Below are 24,188 nucleotides of genomic sequence, written 5' to 3' on the forward strand. Positions count from 1 at the left end.
AAAAATTCGCATAACCACTGGGTATAGACTATTTTTCGTGACGCGAATTATCAATCTCTTTTGCCGACCAAAGATGAAGATTATGACAAAGCGCACATAATTTATGTCTTTATGTTTCAGTCTTAGACATCACACATTTAGCGTGGAAGTGCTTGCAAAAACAGAGAAAACAAATGGAAATGAAAGCGATTAGCTGATTTCAGGTGATATACAGGAAGGATTAAAAATAACGCTTATTACAATCTGTAAACAAGATTAATTCGCATCGCGAAAATATGGTAATTTAATTCGCTGATTCTGAATAAAAAAAACGCCGCAGTAAGCGGCGTTCTTAATGATGGCGAGTAGCTACGCGCCGACTTTCGTCCAGGTATCACGCAGGCCGACGGTGCGGTTAAACACCAGATGGCTTGCGGTGGCATAGCGGCTATCCAGGCAGAAATAACCTTCACGCTCGAACTGGTAGGCTTTTTCCGCCTGCGCCTGCGCCAGGCTCGGCTCGGCAAATCCCTGTTTGATCACCAGCGATTCCGGGTTCATCACCGCGAGGAAATCTTCCGCCGCGCCCGGGTTCGGTACGCTAAACAGACGATCGTAGAGGCGGATTTCTACCGGCAGCGCGTGCGCCGCGCTCACCCAGTGAATCACACCCTTCACCTTGCGGCCGTCGGCCGGATCTTTGCTCAGGGTATCGGCATCGTAGGTGCAGAAGATAGTGGTGATGTTGCCTTCCGCATCTTTCTCCACGCGCTCCGCTTTAATTACGTAGGCGTTACGCAGGCGAACTTCTTTACCCAGCACCAGACGCTTGTACTGCTTGTTCGCTTCCTCACGGAAGTCGGCGCGATCGATCCAGATTTCGCCACTGAACGGCACCTCACGGCTGCCCATCTCCGGCTTGTTCGGATGGTTCGGCATGGCCACCATTTCGCTTTCGCCCTGCGGATAGTTTTCGATAACCAGCTTAACCGGGTCGATAACCGCCATCGCGCGCGGGGCGTTTTCGTTCAGATCTTCACGAATGCAGGATTCCAGCGACGCCATCTCGATAGTATTGTCCTGCTTGGTCACGCCGATGCGTTTGCAGAATTCGCGGATAGACTCAGCGGTGTAGCCGCGGCGGCGCAGACCGGAAATGGTCGGCATACGCGGGTCATCCCAGCCTTCAACGTGCTTCTCAGTCACCAGCTGATTCAGCTTACGCTTGGACATCACGGTGTATTCGAGATTCAGGCGCGAGAATTCATACTGGCGCGGATGCACGGGAATGCTGATGTTATCCAGCACCCAATCGTACAGGCGGCGGTTGTCCTGGAACTCGAGGGTACACAGCGAGTGGGTAATCCCTTCCAGCGCATCGCTGATGCAGTGGGTGAAGTCGTACATCGGATAGATGCACCATTTGCTTCCGGTCTGGTGGTGATCGGCAAACTTAATGCGGTACAGCACCGGATCGCGCATCACGATAAACGGAGAAGCCATATCGATTTTCGCGCGCAGGCAGGCTTTACCTTCGGCAAATCCGCCGGTACGCATTTTTTCAAATAGCGCCAGGTTCTCTTCCACGCTGCGATCGCGGTACGGGCTATTTTTACCCGGCTCTTTCAGCGTGCCGCGGTACTCACGGATCTCTTCTGCTGACAGTTCGTCAACGTAGGCCAGGCCTTTATTAATTAGTTCAACCGCATACTGGTGCAGCTGATCGAAATAATCAGACGAGTAGCAAACATCCCCGGACCAGTGGAAACCTAACCACTGCACGTCGTTTTTAATCGACTCAACATATTCGATATCTTCCTTCACCGGGTTGGTGTCATCGAAACGCAGGTTGCATTGGCCCTGGTAATCCTGGGCGATGCCAAAGTTCAGGCAAATAGACTTCGCGTGGCCAATGTGCAGATAGCCGTTCGGTTCCGGTGGGAAACGGGTATGAACGGTGGTGTGCTTACCAGTAGCCAGATCTTCATCAATGATCTGACGAATAAAGTTAGTCGGGCGGGCTTCTGCCTCACTCATCGTGGGTTCCTCAAAGCGTAAACAACGTATAACGGCACATGATCTTACAAGCAGGGCGTAGAGACAACTATTAGTTACGCAAAATAGCGATCAGAAGGAGATTATGGGGGTGTTTGCGGTAAAAAAAAGCGGCGCAGCTTTCGCTGCGCCGCTGAGGCATAAACGCCACTCAGGAGTCTTATTTGCCTTTAATTTCGTACAACGGTGTCTGGCCAGCAACCACTTTACCGGTTGCCTGGATAACCAGCGCGCTGTAGTCGTCGCTGTTGCTGCAGACGACCGGGCTAATCATCGAACGCGCGTTAGCATTCAGGAACTCAAGATCCAGTTCCAGAATCGGCTCACCCGCTTTCACTTCCGCGCCCTCTTCCACCAGGCGTTTAAAGCCCTGGCCGTTAAGCGCGACGGTATCGATGCCCATATGGACGACGATTTCCGCACCGTTTTCAGTTTCCAGACAGAAGGCATGGTTGGTGTTGAAAATCTTCACCACGGTACCTGCCGCCGGCGCAACAACAATCTTATCGGTCGGTTTAACCGCCACGCCGTCGCCGACCGCTTTGCTGGCGAAGGCTTCATCAGGTACCTGCTCCAGCGCCACAATGTCGCCGGTAATCGGCGAAACCAGCGCTTCAACGGTTTTCGCGTTAGCAACAGCCTGTGGTTTAACAGCCTGAGCGGCTACGGGTGCGCTATGAGACGCTGCAGTCGCTGCAGCAACCGGGCCACGGGCAACCACTTTCTTCATTTCATCGCCGACGGATTCCGCTTTCGCGCCCACGATAACCTGGATGGTCTGCTTGTTCAGTTTAACCACACCGGAAGCGCCGAGGCGCTTACAGGCCGCATCGTTAACCAGCGCAGAGTCCGCCACGGTCAGACGCAGACGGGTAATACAGGCATCAATCGCTTTCAGGTTATCCGTACCGCCGACCGCCGCGATGTAGTTGGTCGCCAGCTGGGTTAAACCTTCTTCGGTATTACTGTTGGCCTCTTCAGTGACCACGTCATCCACTTTATCCTCACGACCCGGCGTTTTCAGATTGAACATGCGGATAACCGCGCTGAACAGCAGGAAGTAAATAACGAAGAACACAACGCCCATCACAATCAGCATCCAGACGTTTTTACTGGCTGCCGGCAGGCTGTACATCAGAACATAGTCGATGGCACCTGCAGAGAAGGAGAAGCCCGCGTGGATACCCAGCGCCGTCGCAACAAACAGGCTGATACCGGTCAGGATGGCGTGCAGGAGATACAGCAGCGGCGCCAGGAACATGAACAGGAATTCCAGCGGCTCGGTCACACCGGTCAGGAACGCGGTGATCGCGACCGACAGCAGCATACCGCCAACCATCGGACGACGCTCTTTCGGGGCCGCGAAATACATCGCCAGCGCCGCACCCGGCAGACCGAACATCATGATCGGGAAGAAGCCGGACATGAACATCCCCGCGGTGCCGTCACCCGCATAGAAGCGGTTGATGTCACCGTGGAACACGGCGCCAGCAGCGTTGGTGAATTCACCAATCTGGAACCAGGCGATGGTGTTCAGCACCTGATGCAGACCCGTCGGGATCAGCAGACGGTTGATGAAACCAAAGATACCGGAGCCGAGCGCGCCCGCCCCCACAATCCATTCACCGCCAGCATGGATGGCGTTCTGCACCGGCGGCCAGACGTAGCCGAAGATGGCTGCCAGCACCAGACAGAAGAAGCCGGTGGCGATGGGCACAAAGCGTTTGCCGCCGAAGAAGCTCAGGAAGTCAGGCAGTTTGATACCTGACCAGCGGTTATACACGGCACCGCCGACCAGACCGGTAATGATACCCGCCAGCACGCCCATGTTAATGGCAGGGTTGATGGTGACCATCGCTTTGGTCAAAACGAAGTAACCTACCGCCCCCGCCAGCGCTGCGGCGCCGGCGCTGTCTTTCGACCAACTGGATGCGACGCCGATAGCGAAAATCAGCGCCAGGTTGTCAAAGATTGCCCCGCCCGCCTGGGCGATAAACGAAATGTTAAGCAGATCCGGTTGACCGAATCGCAGCAGCAGCGCCGCGACCGGTAGCACTGCGATAGGGAGCTGTAACGCCCTACCGAGTCGCTGAAAAAAACCTAAAATATTCATCTTATTCCCCCTATGAGACCCCGATAAGGCTCATTAAAGCCACTTTATTATTGTGTAACCTGGTTAATTTTTTAACTTACCTGCAAAGTGTCTGAAAAATTAATTCGTCTCGCAAATTAAATGGGTATTTTTTGTGACAATAGTCACCAAATATCGTATTCACCTCCGTCTTTGACTGGCTAACAATGAAAACTTATTTTATCATTCAAAAAATCAACACGGATTGACCCCGGTCGGCGCAGTTGCTGCGATACTCTTAATAGTATGCTGGCGCCAATCCGCCAGGTTCTAATTTAACTATAGAGGTGAACAATGAGACTGATCCCCCTGGTAACAGCTGAACAAGTCGGTAAATGGGCTGCCCGGCATATCGTTAACCGCATCAATGCGTTCAAACCGACTGCGGACCGTCCGTTTGTCCTCGGTCTGCCCACCGGCGGCACGCCTCTAACCGCTTATAAAGCCCTGGTTGAGATGCACAAAGCAGGCCAGGTTAGCTTTAAGCATGTTGTCACCTTCAACATGGATGAGTACGTTGGCCTGCCGAAAGAGCACCCGGAAAGCTATCATAGCTTTATGCACCGCAACTTCTTTGATCACGTTGATATCCCGGCGGAAAATATTAATCTGCTGAATGGTAACGCGCCGGATATTGATGCAGAATGCCGTCGCTATGAAGAAAAAATTCGTTCTTACGGTAAAATCCACCTGTTTATGGGCGGCGTGGGTAACGATGGCCACATCGCTTTTAACGAACCTGCCTCTTCTTTGGCTTCACGCACACGCATCAAAACCCTGACCCACGATACTCGCGTAGCGAATTCCCGTTTCTTCGACGGTGATGTTGACCAGGTGCCTAAATACGCGCTGACCGTTGGCGTAGGCACGCTGCTCGACGCGGAAGAAGTGATGATTCTGGTGCTGGGTCATCAGAAAGCGCTGGCGCTGCAGGCGGCGGTGGAAGGCAACGTAAACCATATGTGGACCATCACCTGTCTGCAGTTGCACCCGAAAGCGGTTGTCGTCTGCGATGAGCCATCCACTATGGAACTGAAAGTTAAGACACTGAAATATTTCAACGAATTAGAAGCCGAAAATATCAAAGGTCTGTAATGTAGTCTCGTCCCGCAGCAGACCCTGCGGGACAACCATTTTTGACAACCGGGGGTCGTAATGTATGCATTAACCCAAGGCCGGATTTATACCGGTCATGAAATTCTGGATGACCATGCGATTGTTATCGCCAATGGCCTTATCGAACGTATCTGTCCGCAGACTGAGCTGCCCACCGGGATCGAACAGCGCTCGGTTAATGGTGCGATCCTTTCCCCCGGTTTTATCGACGTCCAGCTTAACGGCTGCGGCGGCGTGCAGTTCAACGACACGGCGGATGCGGTCACCGTTGAAACGCTGGAAATTATGCAGAAGGCGAATGAACGCTCCGGCTGCACCAGCTATCTGCCCACGCTCATTACCGCCAGCGATGACCTGATGAAACAGGGTGTCCGCGTGATGCGCGAGTATTTGCAAAAGCATCCCAACCAGGCGCTGGGCCTGCATCTTGAAGGTCCGTGGCTGAATATTGTCAAAAAAGGCACCCATAACCCGGATTTCGTCCGTAAACCGGACGCCGCGCTGGTCGATTTCCTGTGCGAAAACGCGGATGTGATAACCAAAATCACTCTCGCGCCTGAACGCGTAGAACCAGAAGTTATTCGCAAACTGGTGGCCGCAGGTATCATCGTCTCCGCCGGTCATTCCAACGCGACGCTAAAAGAAGCGAAAATCGGTTTCCGCGCCGGGATTACCTTTGCCACCCATCTGTTTAACGCCATGCCGTATATTACCGGTCGTGAGCCGGGCCTGGCTGGCGCGATTTTCGACGAGCCGGATGTCTACTGCGGCATCATCGTCGATGGCCTGCACGTCGATTACGCTAACGTGCGCCTCGCTAAACGCTTGAAAGGCGACAAGCTGTGTCTTGTTACCGACGCAACGGCGCCAGCGGGTGCCAATATTGAGCAGTTCATTTTTGCTGGTAAAACAATATACTACCGGAACGGCCTGTGCGTAGATGAGAACGGCACCCTCAGCGGCTCTTCATTGACCATGATTGAAGGGGTGCGTAACCTCGTTGAGCATTGCGGCATTGCGCTGGATGAAGTGTTGCGTATGGCGACGCTCTACCCTTCCCGCGCCATTGGCGTAGACAAACAGTTAGGCAGCATTGCCCCGGGGATGGTCGCTAACCTGACCGCATTCACCCGCGATTATAAAATCACCAAGACCATCGTTAATGGTAACGAGGTCGTCACTGAGTAAGTAAAAGTATGACAGCAGGCGGACAAGCTCAAATTGGTAACGTCGATCTCGTAAAACAGCTGAACAGCGCTGCCGTTTACCGGCTCATCGATCAGCACGGCCCCATCTCGCGTATCCAGATTGCGGAACAAAGCCAGCTTGCCCCTGCCAGCGTAACCAAAATTACGCGTCAGCTTATTGAACGCGGACTGATCAAAGAAGTCGATCAGCAGGCCTCCACCGGGGGCCGCCGCGCCATCTCGATTGTTGCCGAAACCCGCAGCTTTCACGCCATCGGCGTACGTCTTGGCCGCTATGACGCTACCCTGACGCTCTATGATTTAAGCAGTAAGACCCTCGAAGAAGAGCACTACCCGCTGCCGGAAAGAACCCAGGAAACGCTGGAACACGCCCTGCTCAACATCATCGCCTCCTTTATGGAGAGCTGTCAGCGCAAAATCCGCGAGCTAATCGCCATTTCGGTGATCCTGCCGGGACTGGTCGATCCGGAAAGCGGCGTCATTCGCTATATGCCGCATATTCAGGTGGAGAACTGGGGGCTGGTTGAAGCGCTGGAAAAACGCTTTAAAGTCACTTGCTATGTCGGCCACGATATTCGTAGCCTGGCGCTGGCGGAGCACTACTTTGGTGCGAGCCACGACTGTGAAGACTCCATTCTGGTGCGCGTACACCGCGGGACCGGTGCGGGGATCATCTCCAACGGCCGGATTTTTATTGGCCGTAACGGAAACGTCGGGGAAATCGGCCATATCCAGGTCGACCCGCTGGGTGAGCGCTGCCACTGCGGCAACTTCGGCTGTCTGGAAACCGTCGCCGCCAACGCCGCCATTGAACATCGGGTTCGTCATCTGCTGGCGCAGGGTTATCAGAGCAAGATCCCCCTCGATGACTGTACGATCAAAACGATCTGTAAAGCCGCGAATAAAGGCGATGCGCTGGCCTGCGAGGTGATCGAGCACGTTGGCCGTCATCTGGGTAAAACTATCGCCATCGCCATTAACCTGTTTAATCCGCAAAAAGTGGTGATTGCCGGTGAGATCGTCGAGGCGGAAAAAGTGCTGTTACCGGCTATTGAAGGCTGCATTAACACCCAGGCGCTGAAGGCATTTCGTAAAAATCTGCCGGTAGTCCGTTCTACGCTCGATCATCGTTCTGCCATCGGCGCTTTTGCCCTGGTCAAGCGTGCGATGCTTAACGGGATCCTGCTCCAGCGTTTGCTGGAAAGCTAAAGCCGCTTTATAGTTTCGCCTTTCTTTAACGATGTCGGACAGTCCATGACCATTCAAAACGTAATTTGTGATATTGACGGTGTGCTGATGCACGACAATGTGGCCGTACCGGGCGCCGCCGAATTCATCAAGCGCATTCTCGAAAAAGAGATGCCGCTGGTGATGCTGACTAACTACCCTTCGCAGACCGGCCAGGACCTGGCGAACCGCTTTGCGACCGCCGGAATCGATGTTCCTGATACCGCCTTTTATACCTCAGCGATGGCCACTGCCGATTTTTTGCGCCGTCAGGAAGGCAAAAAAGCCTATGTGGTTGGCGAAGGCGCGCTGATTCACGAACTGTATAAAGCAGGCTTTACCATCACTGACGTCAATCCTGATTTCGTTATCGTCGGTGAGACCCGCTCCTTTAACTGGGAAATGATGCATAAGGCGGCGTTTTTTGTCGCCAACGGTGCGCGCTTTATCGCAACTAACCCGGATACGCACGGCCGCGGCTATTACCCGGCCTGCGGCGCGCTGTGCGCCGGTATTGAAAAAATCTCCGGCCGTAAGCCGTTCTACGTCGGTAAACCAAGCCCATGGATTATCCGCTCTGCGCTGAATAAAATGCAGGCGCATTCGGAACAAACGGTTATCGTCGGCGACAACCTGCGCACGGATATTCTGGCGGGCTTCCAGGCCGGTCTGGAAACCATTCTGGTGCTTTCCGGGGTTGCCACGCTCGACGATATCGACAGCATGCCGTTCCGCCCGTCCTGGATTTATCCATCGGTTGCAGAAATCGATATTTTCTAAATAAAACCACGTCCTGCGACGTGGTTTCTTATTTCCAAGCCTCTTCTGAACGCTTTTATCTAAAAGAAAAGCACTATTACTGAATATTCATCAACAAAAGCGCTCAAAACATACTCTTTTTTCACTATTCGACAATCACAATTGCATTATTTTCTTTTGCTGGCGTAAACCCCTTGCGCCCTTCGCCCCTTTGCGGCATTTTCTAAAGCATGCACTGAGGCTTCGCGTTTAGACGAAGCCTGCACAACATCAAACAAGACAGGGTAACGGAGAAGGCTATGTGTTCGATTTTTGGCGTACTGGATATTAAAACTGACGCGGGTGAACTGCGTAAAAAGGCACTGGAGCTTTCCCGCCTGATGCGCCACCGCGGCCCGGACTGGTCAGGCGTCTATGCCTGTGATAAAGCCATCCTGGCGCATGAACGCCTGTCAATCGTCGACGTGAACGCCGGCGCGCAGCCGCTGTATAACGCTGCAAAAACTCACGCCCTCGCCGTTAACGGTGAAATCTACAACCACCAGGCGCTGCGCGCGGAATACGGCGACCGCTATGCGTTCCAGACCGGTTCCGACTGCGAAGTTATCCTCGCGCTGTATCAGGAAAAAGGTCCGGACTTCCTCGACGATCTGCAGGGGATGTTTGCTTTTGCTCTCTACGACAGCGAAAAAGACGCGTATCTGATTGGTCGCGACCACATCGGCATCATCCCGCTGTATATGGGTCACGATGAACACGGCAACTTCTACGTTGCTTCAGAAATGAAAGCGCTGGTTCCGGTATGCCGTACGATTAAAGAGTTCCCGGCAGGCAGCTACCTGTGGAGCAAAGATGGCGAAATCCGCGAGTACTATCAGCGCGACTGGTTCGATTATGACGCCGTCAAAGACAACGTCACGGACAAAAATGAACTGCGTCAGGCGCTGGAAGAGTCGGTGAAAAGCCACCTGATGTCCGATGTCCCGTACGGCGTCCTGCTCTCCGGCGGCCTGGATTCATCGGTGATTTCCGCCATCACCAAAAAATATGCCGCGCGCCGCGTCGAAGATCAGGAAAAATCAGAAGCCTGGTGGCCGCAGCTGCACTCCTTCGCCGTCGGTCTGGAAGGCGCGCCCGATCTGAAAGCCGCGCAGGAAGTGGCTAACCATCTGGGCACCGTTCACCACGAAATCCACTTTACGGTGCAGGAAGGCCTGGACGCGATTCGCGATGTTATCTATCACATTGAAACCTACGACGTGACGACAATTCGCGCGTCAACGCCGATGTACCTGATGTCGCGTAAAATCAAAGCGATGGGCATCAAAATGGTGTTGTCTGGCGAAGGTTCTGATGAAGTATTTGGCGGCTACCTTTATTTCCATAAAGCGCCAAACGCTAAAGAGCTGCACGAAGAGACCGTACGCAAGCTGCAGGCGCTGCATATGTTTGACTGCGCTCGCGCCAACAAAGCGATGTCCGCATGGGGCGTTGAAGCGCGCGTGCCGTTCCTGGATAAGAAATTCCTCGACGTGGCAATGCGTATCAACCCGCAGGACAAAATGTGCGGCAACGGTAAAATGGAAAAACATGTCCTGCGTGAATGTTTTGAATCTTACCTGCCGGCAAGCGTCGCCTGGCGCCAGAAAGAACAGTTCTCTGATGGCGTAGGTTACAGCTGGATCGATACTTTAAAAGAAGTGGCCGCTGAACAAATTTCCGATCAGCAACTGGAAACCGCCAGCTTCCGCTTCCCGTACAACACGCCATCATCGAAAGAAGCGTATCTCTACCGTGAGATCTTCGAAGAGCTGTTCCCGGTTCCAAGCGCGGCTGAATGCGTGCCTGGCGGCCCTTCCGTCGCATGCTCTTCAGCAAAAGCGATTGAGTGGGACGAATCTTTCAAAAAAATGAACGATCCGTCGGGACGCGCGGTTGGCGTACACCAGTCGGCCTACTAACCGGCGCTGTTTTCAAAACGGACTCTGCGGAGTCCGTTTTTGTTTTGTGCCTTATTTAAGCCGTTAAAAACGATAAATAACCAATAATTGACGATTATTGCGCCACGCTGTTCGCAACCTAACCAAACAGTTACGTTCAGCCCATTTTCGATGAAAAAGGGGTTGACGCTTCAAGGCTCAATACGCATAATGCGCCCCGCAACGCCGATAAGGTAACGCGAAAAAAAGATGGCTACGTAGCTCAGCTGGTTAGAGCACATCACTCATAATGATGGGGTCACAGGTTCAAATCCCGTCGTAGCCACCATCTTTTTTGCGGGAGTGGCGAAATTGGTAGACGCACCAGATTTAGGTTCTGGCGCCGCAAGGTGTGCGAGTTCAAGTCTCGCCTCCCGCACCATTTACTCTTTCGCGTTGGCAGTAAAAGGTTTTTGTTGGGGTATCGCCAAGCGGTAAGGCACCGGTTTTTGATACCGGCATTCCCTGGTTCGAATCCAGGTACCCCAGCCATATTTTCGATGTTTGCGGTTCACCGCGACGGTATTGGGGTATCGCCAAGCGGTAAGGCACCGGTTTTTGATACCGGCATTCCCTGGTTCGAATCCAGGTACCCCAGCCATCGAAAAAAGAGTAAGATTTTGGCTACGTAGCTCAGCTGGTTAGAGCACATCACTCATAATGATGGGGTCACAGGTTCGAATCCCGTCGTAGCCACCATACAAAGGAATTATTGATTCAGTTCGATAAATCCAAAAAAATTGTTGGGGTATCGCCAAGCGGTAAGGCTCTGGTTTCTGATACCAGCATTCCGAGGTTCGAATCCTCGTACCCCAGCCAATTTCAAAAGTCGCTCACGCTGTGTGCGCACCCGTTGGAGTATCTCCAGGCACTAAGCCACCGGTTTGACCCCGGTACGAAATGGTCAACGTAAAATTGGGGTATCGCCAAGCGGTAAGGCACCGGATTCTGATTCCGGCATTCCGAGGTTCGAATCCTCGTACCCCAGCCAACAAAAGCAAAAAGCTCGCTTCGGCGAGCTTTTTGCTTTTTGGCGTTTACGCTATGCACATTACCGTTCCGCACCCCGGCCTCACCTTTGCAAGCCGGGGTCGTTCTCGTTATAAACCTAACGCGTATTTCAACGCCTGACGCTTCAGTCCGCCGGCGCGCTCGGCCGCCATCAGCCCAATATTTCTCAGCATACGCACCGGCGGCAAATCGTTGCTAAATCCGGCGTAAAACAGATCCATTCCCGACTGCATAATAAAGTTGTCCGCCTGACGCCGCGTCTGGTAGCGCTTAAGTACCGGCAGGCTGGCCCACTCCTCACCGTGCGCTTTTGCTCTGCCAAGAATATCGAGCAGCGCATCGACATCGCGATAGCCGAGGTTAACCCCCTGCCCCGCCAGCGGATGGATGGTGTGTGCAGCATCGCCCACCAGCGCCAGCCCCGGCTTAACATACTGCAATGCGTGACGGCGGGTAAGCGGGAAAGCGCCCGCGCTCAGCGGCGTAATCTCTCCCAGCCGCGACGGGAAGTGGCGAGTAATTTCCTGCTGTAGCTGAGCCATACTCATTCCCTGCAACTGACGGATCCTCGCTGGCGCGTCGTACCACACCAGCGAAGCCCAATGATCGAACAGCGGTAAAAACGCGCGCGGCCCCGTCGGAGTGAACTGCTGCCAGGTACTGTCGCCGGGATCGTCCGCACACTGTACGCTGATCAACATACAGGATTGCTGGTACTGCCACGCGTGGATGCCGATTCCGGCCAGCTGACGCACCTGCGAACTGGCGCCGTCCGCGCCCACCACCAGCCGCGCATCAAGCTGGCTGCCGTCGGTCAGCGTTAAGGAGGTGTACGTTTCTCCACGCCGCATCTCCTGAAGCGATGTCCCCACCTGCAGCGATATGCGTTCATGGGCTTCCAGCGCCTGCCACAGGGCTCGCTGCAGAACGTTATTCTCCACCATATAGCCCAGTTCCGGCAGCTTCAGCTCCGCGGCGTTGAAGACAACATGGGCGCTTTCCCACTCCCAGGTTTCTAGCTGGCGGTACGCATGGGCGCGCATGGACCGCACGCTGTCCCAGACGCCGAGGCCTCTCAGCAGCCCTACCGATGACGCGCTGATTGCCGAAATACGTACGTCAGGCGGTGAAGAAGCATCGAAAACCGGAGGCGCGTTTTTTTCAATGACCGTCACCGTAAAGCCCTGCTGCGCCAGGCCAAGCGCGAGGGCGCCGCCAACCATCCCGCCGCCGACGATAACGACATCTGTTGCATGAATTGTCATGGCTATTATCCTTAAACCCGAATCCCCTCAGTTTACCGGATTTTTATTCGGCTTGTGGTGATTACGGTCGTACTGGTCAGGGCGCGGTCAAAGCATTACAATACGCGCCCTGCAATCCTGGCTTTATATCCGTCACCCTTCACATTGCAGAGCAACATCCGGTGAAGACGCTGACTTTGGGTATACCTAATTAAGCATGAGCAAGTCGATGACAAAAAAACTCCATATTAAAACCTGGGGCTGTCAGATGAACGAATACGATTCATCAAAGATGGCCGATCTGCTGGATGCCACCCACGGGTATCAACTCACTGAAGTGGCGGAAGAAGCGGATGTGCTGCTGCTCAATACCTGCTCAATCCGTGAGAAGGCTCAGGAAAAAGTATTCCATCAGCTAGGACGCTGGAAGCTGCTGAAAGAGAAGAATCCCAACCTGATCATCGGCGTTGGCGGCTGCGTGGCCTCTCAGGAAGGCGACCATATTCGCCAGCGCGCCCACTATGTCGATATTATTTTTGGGCCGCAGACCCTGCACCGCCTGCCGGAAATGATCAACTCGGTACGAGGCAACCGCAGCCCGGTCGTCGATATCAGCTTCCCGGAAATCGAAAAATTCGACCGCCTGCCGGAACCGCGCGCCGAAGGCCCAAGCGCCTTTGTTTCCATCATGGAAGGCTGCAACAAGTACTGCACCTACTGCGTGGTGCCTTATACCCGCGGTGAGGAAGTGAGCCGCCCAAGCGACGATATCCTGTTTGAAATCGCCCAGCTTGCGGCTCAGGGCGTACGTGAAGTTAACCTACTCGGGCAGAACGTGAACGCCTGGCGCGGGGAAAACTATGACGGCACCAGCGGTAGCTTTGCCGATCTCCTGCGCCTGGTTGCGGCGATCGACGGTATCGACCGGATCCGCTTTACCACCAGCCATCCCATCGAGTTCACCGACGATATCATCGAGGTTTACCGCGATACGCCGGAGCTGGTCAGCTTCCTGCACCTGCCGGTGCAGAGCGGTTCCGACCGCGTGCTGAACCTGATGGGCCGAACCCACACGGCGCTGGAATATAAAGCGATTATCCGCAAACTGCGCGCGGCGCGTCCGGATATTCAGATCAGCTCCGACTTCATCGTCGGCTTCCCTGGCGAAACCACGCAGGATTTCGAACAAACCATGAAGTTGATCGCCGATGTGAATTTCGATATGAGCTACAGCTTCATCTTCTCCGCGCGTCCGGGCACGCCGGCGGCCGATATGGTCGACGACGTACCGGAAGAGGACAAGAAACAGCGTCTGTATATTCTGCAGGAGCGCATCAACCAGCAGGCGATGGCCTGGAGCCGCCGTATGCTCGGCACCGTGCAGCGCATTCTGGTGGAAGGCACCTCACGTAAGAGCATTATGGAGCTGTCTGGCCGCACCGAAAATAACCGCGTGGTGAACTTCGAAGGCTCGCCTGAGATGATCGGCAAGTTTGTCGATGTCGAGATCACCGACGTCTGGACAAACTCCCTGCGCGGTAAAGTGGTGCGCACCGAGGACGAAATGGGTCTGCGCATTGCGGAAACCCCGGAGTCGGTGATTGCCCGCACTCGTAAAGAAAACGATCTTGGCGTCGGTATCTACCAGCCATAATCCGTTCAGGCCTGCCGGCTCCGGCAGGCCTTGTATTTCCTCTCCTGAACCCAATATCAATAGCGATGCTTGCGCCATATTCCGATGACGTGAATAATTTCCTGACCGGCTACCTTCCGGCTATCTATGTATAAGAGGAACAGCTTGAATACAGACACTCGCGAAATCACCCTTGAGCCCGCGGACAACGCCCGTTTGCTGAGCCTGTGCGGCCCGTTTGATGACAATATTAAACAGCTGGAACGCCGTCTCGGCATCGAGATTAACCGTCGTGACAACCACTTTAAACTGACCGGTCGGCCGATTTGCGTCACCGCTGCGGCGGATATCCTGCGCAGTCTGTACGTCGATACCGCGCCGATGCGCGGCGAAATTCAGGATATTGAACCGGAACAAATTCATCTGGCGATCAAAGAAGCCCGCGTGCTGGAGCAGAGCGCCGAAAGCGTACCGGACTACGGTAAAGCCATCAATATCAAAACCAAGCGTGGCGTGATTAAGCCGCGTACGCCGAATCAGGCGCAGTACATCGCCAATATTCTCGACCACGACATTACCTTCGGCGTCGGCCCTGCCGGGACCGGGAAAACCTACCTGGCGGTCGCCGCCGCGGTAGACGCGCTGGAGCGTCAGGAGATCCGCCGTATTCTTCTGACCCGTCCGGCGGTTGAGGCTGGCGAAAAACTGGGCTTCCTGCCCGGCGATTTAAGCCAGAAAGTCGATCCGTATCTGCGTCCCCTGTACGACGCGCTGTTCGAGATGCTCGGCTTCGAGAAAGTCGAAAAGTTGATTGAGCGCAACGTGATTGAAGTCGCGCCGCTGGCCTATATGCGCGGCCGTACGCTGAACGATGCGTTTATCATTCTCGACGAAAGCCAGAACACCACCATTGAACAGATGAAAATGTTCCTGACCCGTATCGGCTTTAACTCTAAGGCGGTCATTACCGGCGACGTCACGCAGATTGACCTGCCGCGCAGCACCAAATCGGGCCTGCGCCACGCGATTGAAGTGCTGGCGGAAGTCGATGAGATCAGCTTCAACTTCTTCCATAGCGAAGACGTCGTGCGCCACCCGGTGGTCGCCCGCATCGTTAACGCCTATGAAGCCTGGGAAGAAGCAGACCAGAAACGTAAAGCAGAACTGGCCGCCGAGCGCAAGCGCGAAGCCCAGGAACAGGAGCATAAATGAGTCAGGTCATTCTCGATTTACAGCTGGCTTGCGAAGATAACAGCGGAATGCCGGATGAAGCCCTGTTTCAGCGCTGGGTCGATAGCGTTATCCCGCAGTTTCAGGAAGAGTCGGAGCTGACGATTCGCCTGGTTGATGAAGCGGAAAGCCACGAGCTAAACCTGACCTATCGTGGGAAGGACAAGCCAACTAACGTGCTCTCTTTCCCGTTCGAAGCCCCGCCGGGCATCGAAATGCCGCTGCTTGGCGACCTGGTTATCTGCCGTCAGGTGGTTGAACAGGAGGCGAAAGAGCAAGGTAAACCGCTGGAAGCGCACTGGGCGCATATGGTGGTCCACGGTAGCCTGCATCTTTTGGGCTATGACCATATCATCGACGAAGAAGCGGAAGAGATGGAATCCCTCGAAACAGAGATAATGCTTGCTCTGGGCTATGAGGATCCGTACATTGCCGAGAAGGAATAACCCGTTGCCGGCTTTGCCGGCGACTGGCCGCTATGCCGGGCGCTGAGTATACGCGTGACGAGCGACTATTTAACTAACATGAGAACCCATACGACGCCATGAGCGACGACAATTCACACAGTAGCGACACAGTAAACAGCAAAAAGGGATTCTTCTCCCTGTTACTCAGCCAGCTCTTTCACGGTGAACCCAAAAATCGTGACGAACTGCTGGCGCTGATCCGTGATTCCGGGCAAAACGACCTTATCGACGAAGATACGCGCGATATGCTCGAAGGGGTAATGGATATCGCCGACCAGCGCGTCCGCGACATCATGATCCCCCGCTCGCAGATGATTACCCTGAAACGCAACCAGACGCTGGACGAGTGCCTCGATGTGATCATCGAATCCGCCCACTCGCGTTTCCCGGTGATCAGCGAAGATAAAGATCACATTGAAGGGATTCTGATGGCCAAAGATCTGCTGCCGTTTATGCGCAGCGATGCTGAAGCCTTCAGCATGGAAAAAGTGTTGCGCCCGGCGGTTGTCGTGCCTGAGAGCAAGCGGGTCGACCGCATGCTGAAGGAGTTCCGTTCCCAGCGTTATCATATGGCTATCGTTATCGATGAGTTTGGCGGCGTCTCGGGTCTGGTGACCATTGAAGATATCCTTGAGCTGATCGTCGGTGAAATTGAAGACGAATACGACGAAGAGGAAGACATCGATTTCCGTCAGCTAAGCCGCCATACGTGGACGGTGCGCGCACTGGCCTCAATCGAAGACTTCAACGAGGCGTACGGCACCCACTTCAGCGATGAAGAGGTCGACACCATCGGCGGCCTGGTGATGCAGGCGTTTGGTCATCTGCCTGCCCGCGGCGAGTCTATCGACATTGATGGTTACCAATTCAAGGTCGCAATGGCTGACAGCCGACGTATTATTCAGGTACATGTAAAGCTTCCTGATGATGCCCCGCAGCCGAAGCTGGAAGACTAATCCAACGGGACGATTAACCTAAATGGTATTTGCCTCTCTTATTGAACGCCAGCGCGTACGCCTGCTGCTGGCGCTGCTATTCGGAGCCAGCGGAACGCTGGCTTTTTCACCTTATGACTTCTGGCCTGCGGCGATTATTTCGCTAATTGGCCTGCAGGGTTTAACCCTCAACCGCCGCCCTTTACAAAGCGCCGCGATTGGCTATTTCTGGGGACTCGGGCTATTCGGTTCGGGTATAAACTGGGTCTACGTGAGTATCGCGCAGTTCGGCGGCATGCCCGGACCGGTCAACGTTTTCCTGGTGATTCTGCTGGCCGCGTATCTCTCCCTCTATACCGGGTTATTCGCCGGTATTCTTTCGCGCCTGTGGCCGAAAACCAGCTGGATACGCGTGGCCATCGCCGCACCGGTGGTCTGGCAAATCAGCGAATTTCTGCGCGGCTGGGTGCTCACCGGCTTCCCGTGGCTGCAATTCGGTTACAGTCAAATCGACGGCCCGCTTAAAGGCCTGGCTCCCGTGATGGGCGTTGAGGCGATTAACTTCCTGCTGATGCTCGTCAGCGGCCTACTGGTACTCGCTATCGCGCAGCGTAACTGGAAGCCGCTGATCGCCGCCGTCGTGCTGTTCGCCCTGCCCTTCCCACTTCGTTATATTCAGTGGTATCAACCGCTGCCGGAACGCGCAACCACGGTTTCGCTGGTACAGGGCGATATCCCCCAGGCGATGAAATGGGACCAGAATCAGTTGCTCAACACCCTGAAAACCTATCTGGATCTCACCCAACCGCACATGGGTAAATCGCAGCTGATCGTCTGGCCGGAGTCCGCGATTCCCGATCTGGAAATCAATCAGCAGCGTTTCCTGAGTATGATGGACGATCTGATGCGGTCGAAAAACAGCTCGCTGATTACCGGTATCGTCGACGCGCGCCTGAACGCGCAGAATCGCTACGATACATACAACACCATTATTACGCTGGGCAAAGATAACCCGTACAGCTACGACTCAAAGAATCGCTACAACAAGAATCATCTGGTGCCGTTTGGTGAGTTTGTGCCGCTGGAATCGATTCTGCGTCCGCTGGCGCCGTTCTTCGATCTGCCGATGTCCTCTTTCAGCCGCGGGCCTTACGTGCAGCCGCAGCTGGTTGCGCATAATATGCGTCTGACGGCGGCTATTTGCTACGAGATCATTCTTGGCGAGCAGGTGCGGGATAACTTCCGCCCGGATACGGATTTTCTGTTAACCATCTCTAATGATGCGTGGTTCGGCAAATCTATCGGTCCGTGGCAGCACTTTCAGATGGCGCGGATGCGCGCGCTGGAGCTGGCCCGTCCGCTGCTGCGCAGCACCAATAACGGCATTACCGCGGTCATCGGCCCACGCGGTGAAATACAGGAGATGATCCCGCAGTTCACCCGCGCCGTATTGACCACTAAAGTGACCCCGACTTCAGGACTGACGCCGTACGCGCGTACAGGGAACTGGCCGCTGTGGGCGTTAACCGCGCTGTTTGGCTTTGCGGCGCTGCTGATGAGCCTGCGCCAGCGCCGTCGCTAATTGCTTCTCCCGCGGCGGCATTCGTCGCCGCGGTCACCTCTCCTTCTTGTCCATTTTGGCACGACCATTGCTTAATAAATTGATGTAGTAGCGCGATCCTTGAGGGTACAACCTGGTTGCACCACCACCGATCGCCCTGCTGCGCTATTTTGGTGCAATGGGGGATTTTTGCCTTTAAATGGTGCGGTGCGCTTCGCAAATATCAACAATTTAAGAGCAAAATCTTTACATTAAGCCAAACTAAATGCTAACAAACACATACAAATGCTGCACGCAAAGACGGCAGCAATAAAAAAGCACACACATTCACAATGGGTATCAATAGCGTCTGATGGCGCTGAGGATAAGGAGTCGGATATGCAATTACGTAAACTGGCCGCAGCAATGCTGGTCATGGGACTGACCGCCGGTGCGGCGCATGCAGAAGATGCAGCATCCACCGCTGGCCAGAGCACTCTGGATAAAATTGCCAAAAACGGCGTTATCGTCGTCGGTCACCGTGAATCATCCGTTCCGTTCTCTTACTATGACAACAAGCAGCAGGTCGTCGGCTATTCTCAGGACTACTCGAACGCGATCGTTGATGCCATTAAGAAGAAGCTGAACAAACCGGATCTGCAGGTCAAACTGATCCCGGTAACCTCACAAAACCGTATTCCGCTGCTGCAAAACGGCACTTATGACTTCGAATGCGGTTCCACCACCAATAACCTTGAGCGTCAAAAACAGGCAGCCTTCTCCGACACCATTTTCGTTGTCGGTACCCGTCTGCTGGTGAAAAAAGGCGGCGCGATTAAAGATTTCCCGGATCTGAAGGATAAAGCCGTCGTCGTCACCTCCGGCACCACCTCGGAAATTCTGCTGCACAAGCTGAACGACGAGAAAAAAATGAATATGCGTATTATCAGCGCAAAAGATCATGGTGACTCCTTCCGAACTCTGGAAAGCGGTCGCGCGGTGGCCTTTATGATGGATGACGCGCTGCTGGCGGGCGAACGTGCGAAAGCGAAGAAACCGGATAATTGGGAGATTGTCGGTACCGCTCAATCTCAGGAAGCCTATGGCTGCATGCTGCGCAAAGACGATCCACAGTTCAAAACGCTGGTGGACGACACGGTTGCCCATGTCCAGACCTCCGGTGAAGCCGAAAAATGGTTCGATAAGTGGTTTAAAAATCCAATTCCGCCAAAGAATCTGAATATGAACTTTGAACTCTCTGACGAAATGAAAGCGCTGTTCAAATCACCTAACGACAAAGCTCTTAACTAATTAAAAAAACAAAGGGCGGGGAATCCTGCCCTCCCGATTGTTGCCACGGCGCGGACAGACTATACGGCAGCTGGTCGTTCCCCAGCGGCCGCGAATACCGAAACAGGCTGAGCAACAATCTTCGAGGGTAGCGCTGCTACCCTTTTTTTTCCAGGAGTCATTTATGTCAATAGACTGGAACTGGGGGATATTCCTGCAACAGGCCCCGTTCGGCAACACCACCTATTTAGGCTGGCTGTGGAGTGGTTTTCAGGTCACCGTCACCCTGTCGGTAACGGCCTGGATTATCGCGTTCTTTGTGGGGTCGCTCTTCGGTATTCTCCGTACGGTCCCGAACCGTCTGCTGTCGACTATCGGCACCTGTTACGTTGAGCTTTTTCGTAACGTTCCGCTTATCGTTCAATTTTTCACCTGGTATCTGGTGGTGCCTGAACTGCTGCCGGAAAACATTGGCATGTGGTTTAAGTCCGAGCTGGATCCCAATATTCAGTTCTTCGTTTCCTCGATGCTCTGTCTGGGATTGTTTACCGCCGCACGCGTCTGCGAACAGGTTCGTTCCGGCATCCAGTCCCTGCCGCGCGGGCAGAAAAACGCCGGGCTGGCGATGGGACTGACCTTACCGCAAACCTACCGCTACGTTCTGCTGCCTAATGCCTATCGCGTTATCGTGCCGCCGATGACCTCAGAAATGATGAACCTGGTGAAAAACTCGGCCATCGCCTCCACCATCGGACTTGCCGATATGGCTGCACAGGCGGGCAAGCTGCTGGATTACTCAGCCCATGCCTGGGAGTCGTTTACCGCTATCACCCTGGCCTACGTGTTTATCAACGCCGTTATTATGCTGATCATGTACGTAGTCGAACGTAAGGTCCGCCTGCCGGGCAATATGGGGGGTAAATAATGTACGATTTTGACTGGAGTTCCATTATTCCGTCCATGCCGTACCTGCTGGCTGGACTGGTTATTACCTTAAAAATTACCGTGACCGCGATTGTTATCGGGATTGTCTGGGGGACGATTCTGGCCGTTATGCGCCTGTCGAGCTTCCTGCCGCTGGCGTGGTTTGCCAAAACCTACGTTAACGTCTTCCGCTCCATTCCGCTGGTGATGGTACTGTTGTGGTTTTATTTGATTGTTCCGGGGTTCCTGCAGAACGTGCTTGGTCTGTCGCCGAAAACCGATATCCGCTTGATTTCAGCGATGATCGCCTTCTCCATGTTTGAAGCGGCGTATTACTCGGAAATTATTCGCGCCGGCATTCAGAGTATCTCTCGCGGCCAGTCCAGCGCTGCGCTGGCGCTGGGCATGACCCACTGGCAATCCATGAAGCTGGTGATTCTGCCTCAGGCCTTCCGCGCCATGGTACCGCTGCTGCTCACCCAGGGCATCGTGCTGTTCCAGGATACCTCGCTGGTCTATGTCCTGAGCCTGGCCGACTTCTTCCGTACCGCCTCCACGATCGGCGAACGTGATGGAACCCAGGTAGAGATGATTCTGTTCGCAGGCGCCGTATATTTTGTATTTAGTCTCAGCGCATCGCTGTTGGTCAGCTGGTTGAAGAAAAGGACTGTGTAATGATTACCCTGAAAAACGTTTCAAAATGGTATGGTCACTTTCAGGTGCTGACCGATTGCTCCACGGAAGTGAAAAAAGGCGAAGTGGTGGTGGTTTGCGGACCATCAGGCTCGGGTAAATCCACGCTGATAAAAACCGTCAACGGTCTGGAGCCAATCCAACAGGGTCAAATCATCGTCGACGGCACCACGGTTAACGATAAAAAGACTAACCTGGCCAGGCTACGCTCTCGCGTCGGGATGGTATTCCAGCACTTCGAACTGTTCCCGCATTTGTCGATTATCGATAACCTGACGCTGGCGCAGGTTAAGGTGCTCAATCGCGATAAAGCCGCTTCACGCGCAAAAGGGCTTAAGCTGCTGGAACGCGTAGGGCTTTCCGCTCATGCAGAAAAGTTCCCCGCTCAGCTCTCGGGCGGGCAGCAGCAGCGCGTGGCCATCGCTCGTGCATTGTGTATGGACCCCATCGCCATGCTGTTCGATGAACCCACTTCCGCGCTTGACCCGGAAATGATCAACGAAGTGCTGGACGTGATGGTTGAACTGGCGAATGAAGGGATGACCATGATGGTGGTCACCCATGAAATGGGCTTTGCGCGTAAGGTCGCCAATAGGGTGATCTTTATGGACGAAGGAAAAATTGTCGAAGACGCGGATAAAGAGGCGTTTTTTGCTAATCCACAGTCAGAGCGCGCCAAAGACTTCCTCGCCAAGATCCTCCACTAACCTTCTGGCGTGTACGCTCCCGTACACGCCTTTTATCTATTCCCCATCCCTCTCCATCCATAGTCCGGGTAAAATCTTAGCTATTATCAAATGCGTGGCATAAATATATCCCGCCTCACGACAAATAATTCACGACCTGAAATCCTCAATTCAACAAAAATTCACTCTTTACCTCGTGGATTACATAATCCGGCATAGATAATATATCGCGGTTTTTACAACGACACTGAGTAGCATTAGCGGTTTTGTTTTGATTTTAAGAAAATAAAATTATTATTGAGGTTGAGAACCCGACTTCGTTAACCCTACTCTATGAACACTAAACATCCTTTATAAGGGTATAACGGACGAATGAAACAAATGGATATTGCTTCGTGAATAATAAAATACTGGTCACCGCCATCTCTTTTTATATTTTTCTAACCGCATCAACAATGGCGAGCTTATCGATTAGCAATACCAATCAGGTCGAACAGGATAAGGCGCGCCAAAGCGCACTGGCGCCAGCACAGCAGGAGTATCAATCATCAGGTACGGGATCGCGGAAATATCAACTCGTCTTCCCACTGGAAGCAACCTGCCGATATATCAACCACGTTGAAATTCTTTCCGCTGACGACAAACTGACCCGTAGCCTACTCGGCAATATAGCCCTGCAAGCAGAAAAAAAGTGTCTGGGTATTGAAGGCATACGTCTACTCACCACAACATTGCAAAATGAACTCATTGCCCGGGGATATATCACTTCCCTTATTGATGTTCCTTCCCAATCTCTGAACGATGGTATTCTGAGCATCACTCTGACCTATGGTTATATCGGTAATATAAGTTGGACTGCAGGCAACAGCGCGACAACCAGTCTGTGGAACGCGATACCCGCCAAAACCGGGGATATTCTGCAGCTAACTGAACTTGAACAAGGGATGGCTAACTTACAACGTTTACCCGGTTCATCGGCGCAGATGAAAATCCTACCCGGTAAAAAAAATGCGGAAAGCGATATTCAACTCACACGGCATCTGGCAAAAAAGTGGCAGGTAGGCGCCTGGCTGGATGATGCAGGAAGCCGTACCAGCGGGCGATACCAGGCAGGTGCCGCGATTTATCTTTATGACCTGACGACGCTAAATGACATCCTCTATGTCTCTGTCGGCGGCGATGTCGAGTTTAATCAACATAACGATGGCAATCAGAATAATAGCCTCTATTATTCTTTTCCTTTTGGATTTTGGTCACTCAATCTTTACGGTTCACAAAGCCAATATCGTCAACAGTTTAATGGTAGATACTCGACCGTTGAATATAAAAGTAAAAATGATTATGCCAGCGCAACCTTATCACGTTTACTTTCACATACCCGCAAGCAAAAAACAACAATTGATGCGCGTATATCAAAAAGCACATCACATTATTATTTTGGCGGCAGCGAAATCGGCGTTATGCGCAAACAGAATCCTGCCTGGGATATTACCGCGCACCACCAACGGTACTTTACCAACACTATTTTAGATGCCAGCCTGGGCGTACAGCGTAGCCTTCCCTGGCTTAGTTCCACCCCTACGCCTGAAGAAAAAGCAGGTCTGTACAGTAAACTTTCGCGCATTATCCACGCCGATCTTCAAGCTTTAATGAAGTTTGAATCAACGGGGGATAAATTCAGCTATGCGCCGCATATTAATATCCAGGTCAGCCCCGATATCTTGTCCGCAGATAATCAATTCAATATTGGTAATCGTTGGACAGTACGTGGCTTTGACGGTGAAAGAACGCTTTCAGGAAACCAGGGCTGGTACTGGCGCAATGATTTTATTTGGGATATGCCAACTCCGGATCGGCAGCTCTACTTAGGCCTGGATATTGGCCGCATTACAGGAACCGAGCAGTACGAAAATGGCAAAGTCATCTCTGGCGCCACTGCCGGAGTGCGCGGAAGCATCATTGCCACTCAGTATGATTTATTCATAGGAACGCCGCTGGCAAAACCAAACGGTTTTCATACCGATCCTGTCAGCATGGGATTTTCTTTACAATGGAGGTATTAAAGTCATTTTTTCAAACAA

At 53.3% G+C, this 24,188-nt stretch carries 18 protein-coding genes and 7 tRNA genes; 22 read left to right on the plus strand and 3 right to left on the minus strand.

The window, feature by feature from the left end; translation table 11 throughout:
- Window positions 1-348 precede the first annotated feature (348 nt).
- Window positions 349-2,016: a glutamine--tRNA ligase gene (gene glnS / locus EGY08_RS06810; RefSeq protein ID WP_049114179.1), complete on the minus strand. Its 1,668-nt coding sequence runs from the start codon at window positions 2,014-2,016 to the stop codon at window positions 349-351.
- A gap of 178 nt (window positions 2,017-2,194) precedes the next feature.
- Window positions 2,195-4,147: a PTS N-acetyl glucosamine transporter subunit IIABC gene (gene nagE / locus EGY08_RS06815; protein WP_004130459.1), complete on the minus strand. Its 1,953-nt coding sequence runs from the start codon at window positions 4,145-4,147 to the stop codon at window positions 2,195-2,197.
- A gap of 312 nt (window positions 4,148-4,459) precedes the next feature.
- Here nagE and nagB point away from each other — a divergent pair, with 312 nt between their 5' ends.
- The 12 genes from nagB to EGY08_RS06875 all read left to right on the plus strand — a co-directional run bounded on the left by nagB (window position 4,460) and on the right by EGY08_RS06875 (window position 11,445).
- A complete protein-coding gene (gene nagB, locus EGY08_RS06820) occupies window positions 4,460-5,260 on the plus strand; it encodes a glucosamine-6-phosphate deaminase (protein ID WP_004130458.1) in 801 nt (266 codons plus the stop codon).
- A 60-nt stretch (window positions 5,261-5,320) separates the two neighbouring features.
- Window positions 5,321-6,469, plus strand: coding sequence for an N-acetylglucosamine-6-phosphate deacetylase (nagA, locus tag EGY08_RS06825; protein WP_004130456.1), 1,149 nt, complete (start codon window positions 5,321-5,323; stop codon window positions 6,467-6,469).
- Window positions 6,470-6,477: 8 nt separating this feature from the next.
- Window positions 6,478-7,698, plus strand: coding sequence for a DNA-binding transcriptional regulator NagC (gene nagC / locus EGY08_RS06830; RefSeq protein WP_004130454.1), 1,221 nt, complete (start codon window positions 6,478-6,480; stop codon window positions 7,696-7,698).
- 45 nt (window positions 7,699-7,743) lie between these two features.
- A complete protein-coding gene (locus tag EGY08_RS06835) occupies window positions 7,744-8,496 on the plus strand; it encodes an HAD-IIA family hydrolase (RefSeq protein ID WP_004100215.1) in 753 nt (250 codons plus the stop codon).
- Window positions 8,497-8,774: 278 nt separating this feature from the next.
- Window positions 8,775-10,436: an asparagine synthase B gene (gene asnB, locus EGY08_RS06840; protein WP_004130452.1), complete on the plus strand. Its 1,662-nt coding sequence runs from the start codon at window positions 8,775-8,777 to the stop codon at window positions 10,434-10,436.
- Between the two features lie 230 nt (window positions 10,437-10,666).
- A tRNA-Met gene (locus tag EGY08_RS06845) sits at window positions 10,667-10,743 on the plus strand.
- Between the two features lie 8 nt (window positions 10,744-10,751).
- Window positions 10,752-10,836 (plus strand) — tRNA-Leu (locus EGY08_RS06850).
- Window positions 10,837-10,871: 35 nt separating this feature from the next.
- Window positions 10,872-10,946: transfer RNA gene (locus EGY08_RS06855), tRNA-Gln, on the plus strand.
- Between the two features lie 34 nt (window positions 10,947-10,980).
- Window positions 10,981-11,055 (plus strand) — tRNA-Gln (locus tag EGY08_RS06860).
- Window positions 11,056-11,076: 21 nt separating this feature from the next.
- Window positions 11,077-11,153, plus strand: a tRNA-Met gene (locus EGY08_RS06865).
- Window positions 11,154-11,198: 45 nt separating this feature from the next.
- Window positions 11,199-11,273 (plus strand) — tRNA-Gln (locus tag EGY08_RS06870).
- A 97-nt stretch (window positions 11,274-11,370) separates the two neighbouring features.
- A tRNA-Gln gene (locus EGY08_RS06875) sits at window positions 11,371-11,445 on the plus strand.
- Between the two features lie 109 nt (window positions 11,446-11,554).
- Here EGY08_RS06875 and ubiF read toward each other — a convergent pair.
- Window positions 11,555-12,730: a 3-demethoxyubiquinol 3-hydroxylase gene (ubiF, locus tag EGY08_RS06880; RefSeq protein WP_049123141.1), complete on the minus strand. Its 1,176-nt coding sequence runs from the start codon at window positions 12,728-12,730 to the stop codon at window positions 11,555-11,557.
- 208 nt (window positions 12,731-12,938) lie between these two features.
- Between ubiF and miaB the strand changes: the two genes are divergently transcribed.
- The 10 genes from miaB to EGY08_RS06930 all read left to right on the plus strand — a co-directional run bounded on the left by miaB (window position 12,939) and on the right by EGY08_RS06930 (window position 24,170).
- Window positions 12,939-14,363, plus strand: a complete 1,425-nt coding sequence (miaB, locus tag EGY08_RS06885; protein WP_049114269.1) for a tRNA (N6-isopentenyl adenosine(37)-C2)-methylthiotransferase MiaB — start codon at window positions 12,939-12,941, stop codon at window positions 14,361-14,363.
- A 144-nt stretch (window positions 14,364-14,507) separates the two neighbouring features.
- On the plus strand, window positions 14,508-15,554 hold the full coding sequence (locus tag EGY08_RS06890) for a PhoH family protein (protein ID WP_004134159.1): 1,047 nt from the start codon (window positions 14,508-14,510) through the stop codon (window positions 15,552-15,554).
- On the plus strand, window positions 15,551-16,018 hold the full coding sequence (gene ybeY, locus EGY08_RS06895; protein WP_004130446.1) for an rRNA maturation RNase YbeY: 468 nt from the start codon (window positions 15,551-15,553) through the stop codon (window positions 16,016-16,018). The genes EGY08_RS06890 and ybeY overlap by 4 nt, the downstream gene beginning before the upstream one ends.
- A 98-nt stretch (window positions 16,019-16,116) precedes the next feature.
- Window positions 16,117-16,995 (plus strand): CNNM family magnesium/cobalt transport protein CorC, encoded by an 879-nt coding sequence (gene corC / locus EGY08_RS06900; protein WP_004130445.1) that lies wholly within the window; start codon window positions 16,117-16,119, stop codon window positions 16,993-16,995.
- A gap of 22 nt (window positions 16,996-17,017) precedes the next feature.
- Window positions 17,018-18,556, plus strand: coding sequence for an apolipoprotein N-acyltransferase (lnt, locus tag EGY08_RS06905; protein WP_004130442.1), 1,539 nt, complete (start codon window positions 17,018-17,020; stop codon window positions 18,554-18,556).
- A 357-nt stretch (window positions 18,557-18,913) separates the two neighbouring features.
- A complete protein-coding gene (locus tag EGY08_RS06910; protein ID WP_004130441.1) occupies window positions 18,914-19,825 on the plus strand; it encodes an amino acid ABC transporter substrate-binding protein in 912 nt (303 codons plus the stop codon).
- A 163-nt stretch (window positions 19,826-19,988) separates the two neighbouring features.
- Window positions 19,989-20,729, plus strand: coding sequence for an amino acid ABC transporter permease (locus EGY08_RS06915; protein WP_004111387.1), 741 nt, complete (start codon window positions 19,989-19,991; stop codon window positions 20,727-20,729).
- Window positions 20,729-21,403, plus strand: coding sequence for a glutamate/aspartate ABC transporter permease GltK (gene gltK, locus EGY08_RS06920; protein WP_004130439.1), 675 nt, complete (start codon window positions 20,729-20,731; stop codon window positions 21,401-21,403). Before EGY08_RS06915 ends, gltK begins: the two co-directional genes overlap by 1 nt.
- Window positions 21,403-22,128, plus strand: coding sequence for an amino acid ABC transporter ATP-binding protein (locus EGY08_RS06925; RefSeq protein WP_004130438.1), 726 nt, complete (start codon window positions 21,403-21,405; stop codon window positions 22,126-22,128). Before gltK ends, EGY08_RS06925 begins: the two co-directional genes overlap by 1 nt.
- 434 nt (window positions 22,129-22,562) lie before the next feature.
- A complete protein-coding gene (locus EGY08_RS06930) occupies window positions 22,563-24,170 on the plus strand; it encodes a ShlB/FhaC/HecB family hemolysin secretion/activation protein (RefSeq protein WP_217276474.1) in 1,608 nt (535 codons plus the stop codon).
- Window positions 24,171-24,188: the final 18 nt, after the last annotated feature.

It is taken from the genome of Klebsiella sp. FDAARGOS_511 (assembly GCF_003812845.1).
Taxonomy (GTDB): Bacteria; Pseudomonadota; Gammaproteobacteria; order Enterobacterales; family Enterobacteriaceae; genus Klebsiella; species Klebsiella grimontii.

Coding starts and splice junctions, on each gene's coding strand:
- corC (WP_004130445.1), top strand. CDS start 16,117: ATGAGCGACGACAATTCACACAGTAGCGACACAGTAAACAGCAAAAAG.
- nagA (WP_004130456.1), top strand. CDS start 5,321: ATGTATGCATTAACCCAAGGCCGGATTTATACCGGTCATGAAATTCTG.
- miaB (WP_049114269.1), top strand. CDS start 12,939: ATGACAAAAAAACTCCATATTAAAACCTGGGGCTGTCAGATGAACGAA.
- lnt (WP_004130442.1), top strand. CDS start 17,018: ATGGTATTTGCCTCTCTTATTGAACGCCAGCGCGTACGCCTGCTGCTG.
- EGY08_RS06925 (WP_004130438.1), top strand. CDS start 21,403: ATGATTACCCTGAAAAACGTTTCAAAATGGTATGGTCACTTTCAGGTG.
- EGY08_RS06910 (WP_004130441.1), top strand. CDS start 18,914: ATGCAATTACGTAAACTGGCCGCAGCAATGCTGGTCATGGGACTGACC.
- glnS (WP_049114179.1), bottom strand. CDS start 2,016: ATGAGTGAGGCAGAAGCCCGCCCGACTAACTTTATTCGTCAGATCATT.
- nagB (WP_004130458.1), top strand. CDS start 4,460: ATGAGACTGATCCCCCTGGTAACAGCTGAACAAGTCGGTAAATGGGCT.
- EGY08_RS06835 (WP_004100215.1), top strand. CDS start 7,744: ATGACCATTCAAAACGTAATTTGTGATATTGACGGTGTGCTGATGCAC.
- nagC (WP_004130454.1), top strand. CDS start 6,478: ATGACAGCAGGCGGACAAGCTCAAATTGGTAACGTCGATCTCGTAAAA.
- asnB (WP_004130452.1), top strand. CDS start 8,775: ATGTGTTCGATTTTTGGCGTACTGGATATTAAAACTGACGCGGGTGAA.
- EGY08_RS06915 (WP_004111387.1), top strand. CDS start 19,989: ATGTCAATAGACTGGAACTGGGGGATATTCCTGCAACAGGCCCCGTTC.
- EGY08_RS06930 (WP_217276474.1), top strand. CDS start 22,563: ATGGCGAGCTTATCGATTAGCAATACCAATCAGGTCGAACAGGATAAG.
- nagE (WP_004130459.1), bottom strand. CDS start 4,147: ATGAATATTTTAGGTTTTTTTCAGCGACTCGGTAGGGCGTTACAGCTC.
- ubiF (WP_049123141.1), bottom strand. CDS start 12,730: ATGACAATTCATGCAACAGATGTCGTTATCGTCGGCGGCGGGATGGTT.
- ybeY (WP_004130446.1), top strand. CDS start 15,551: ATGAGTCAGGTCATTCTCGATTTACAGCTGGCTTGCGAAGATAACAGC.
- gltK (WP_004130439.1), top strand. CDS start 20,729: ATGTACGATTTTGACTGGAGTTCCATTATTCCGTCCATGCCGTACCTG.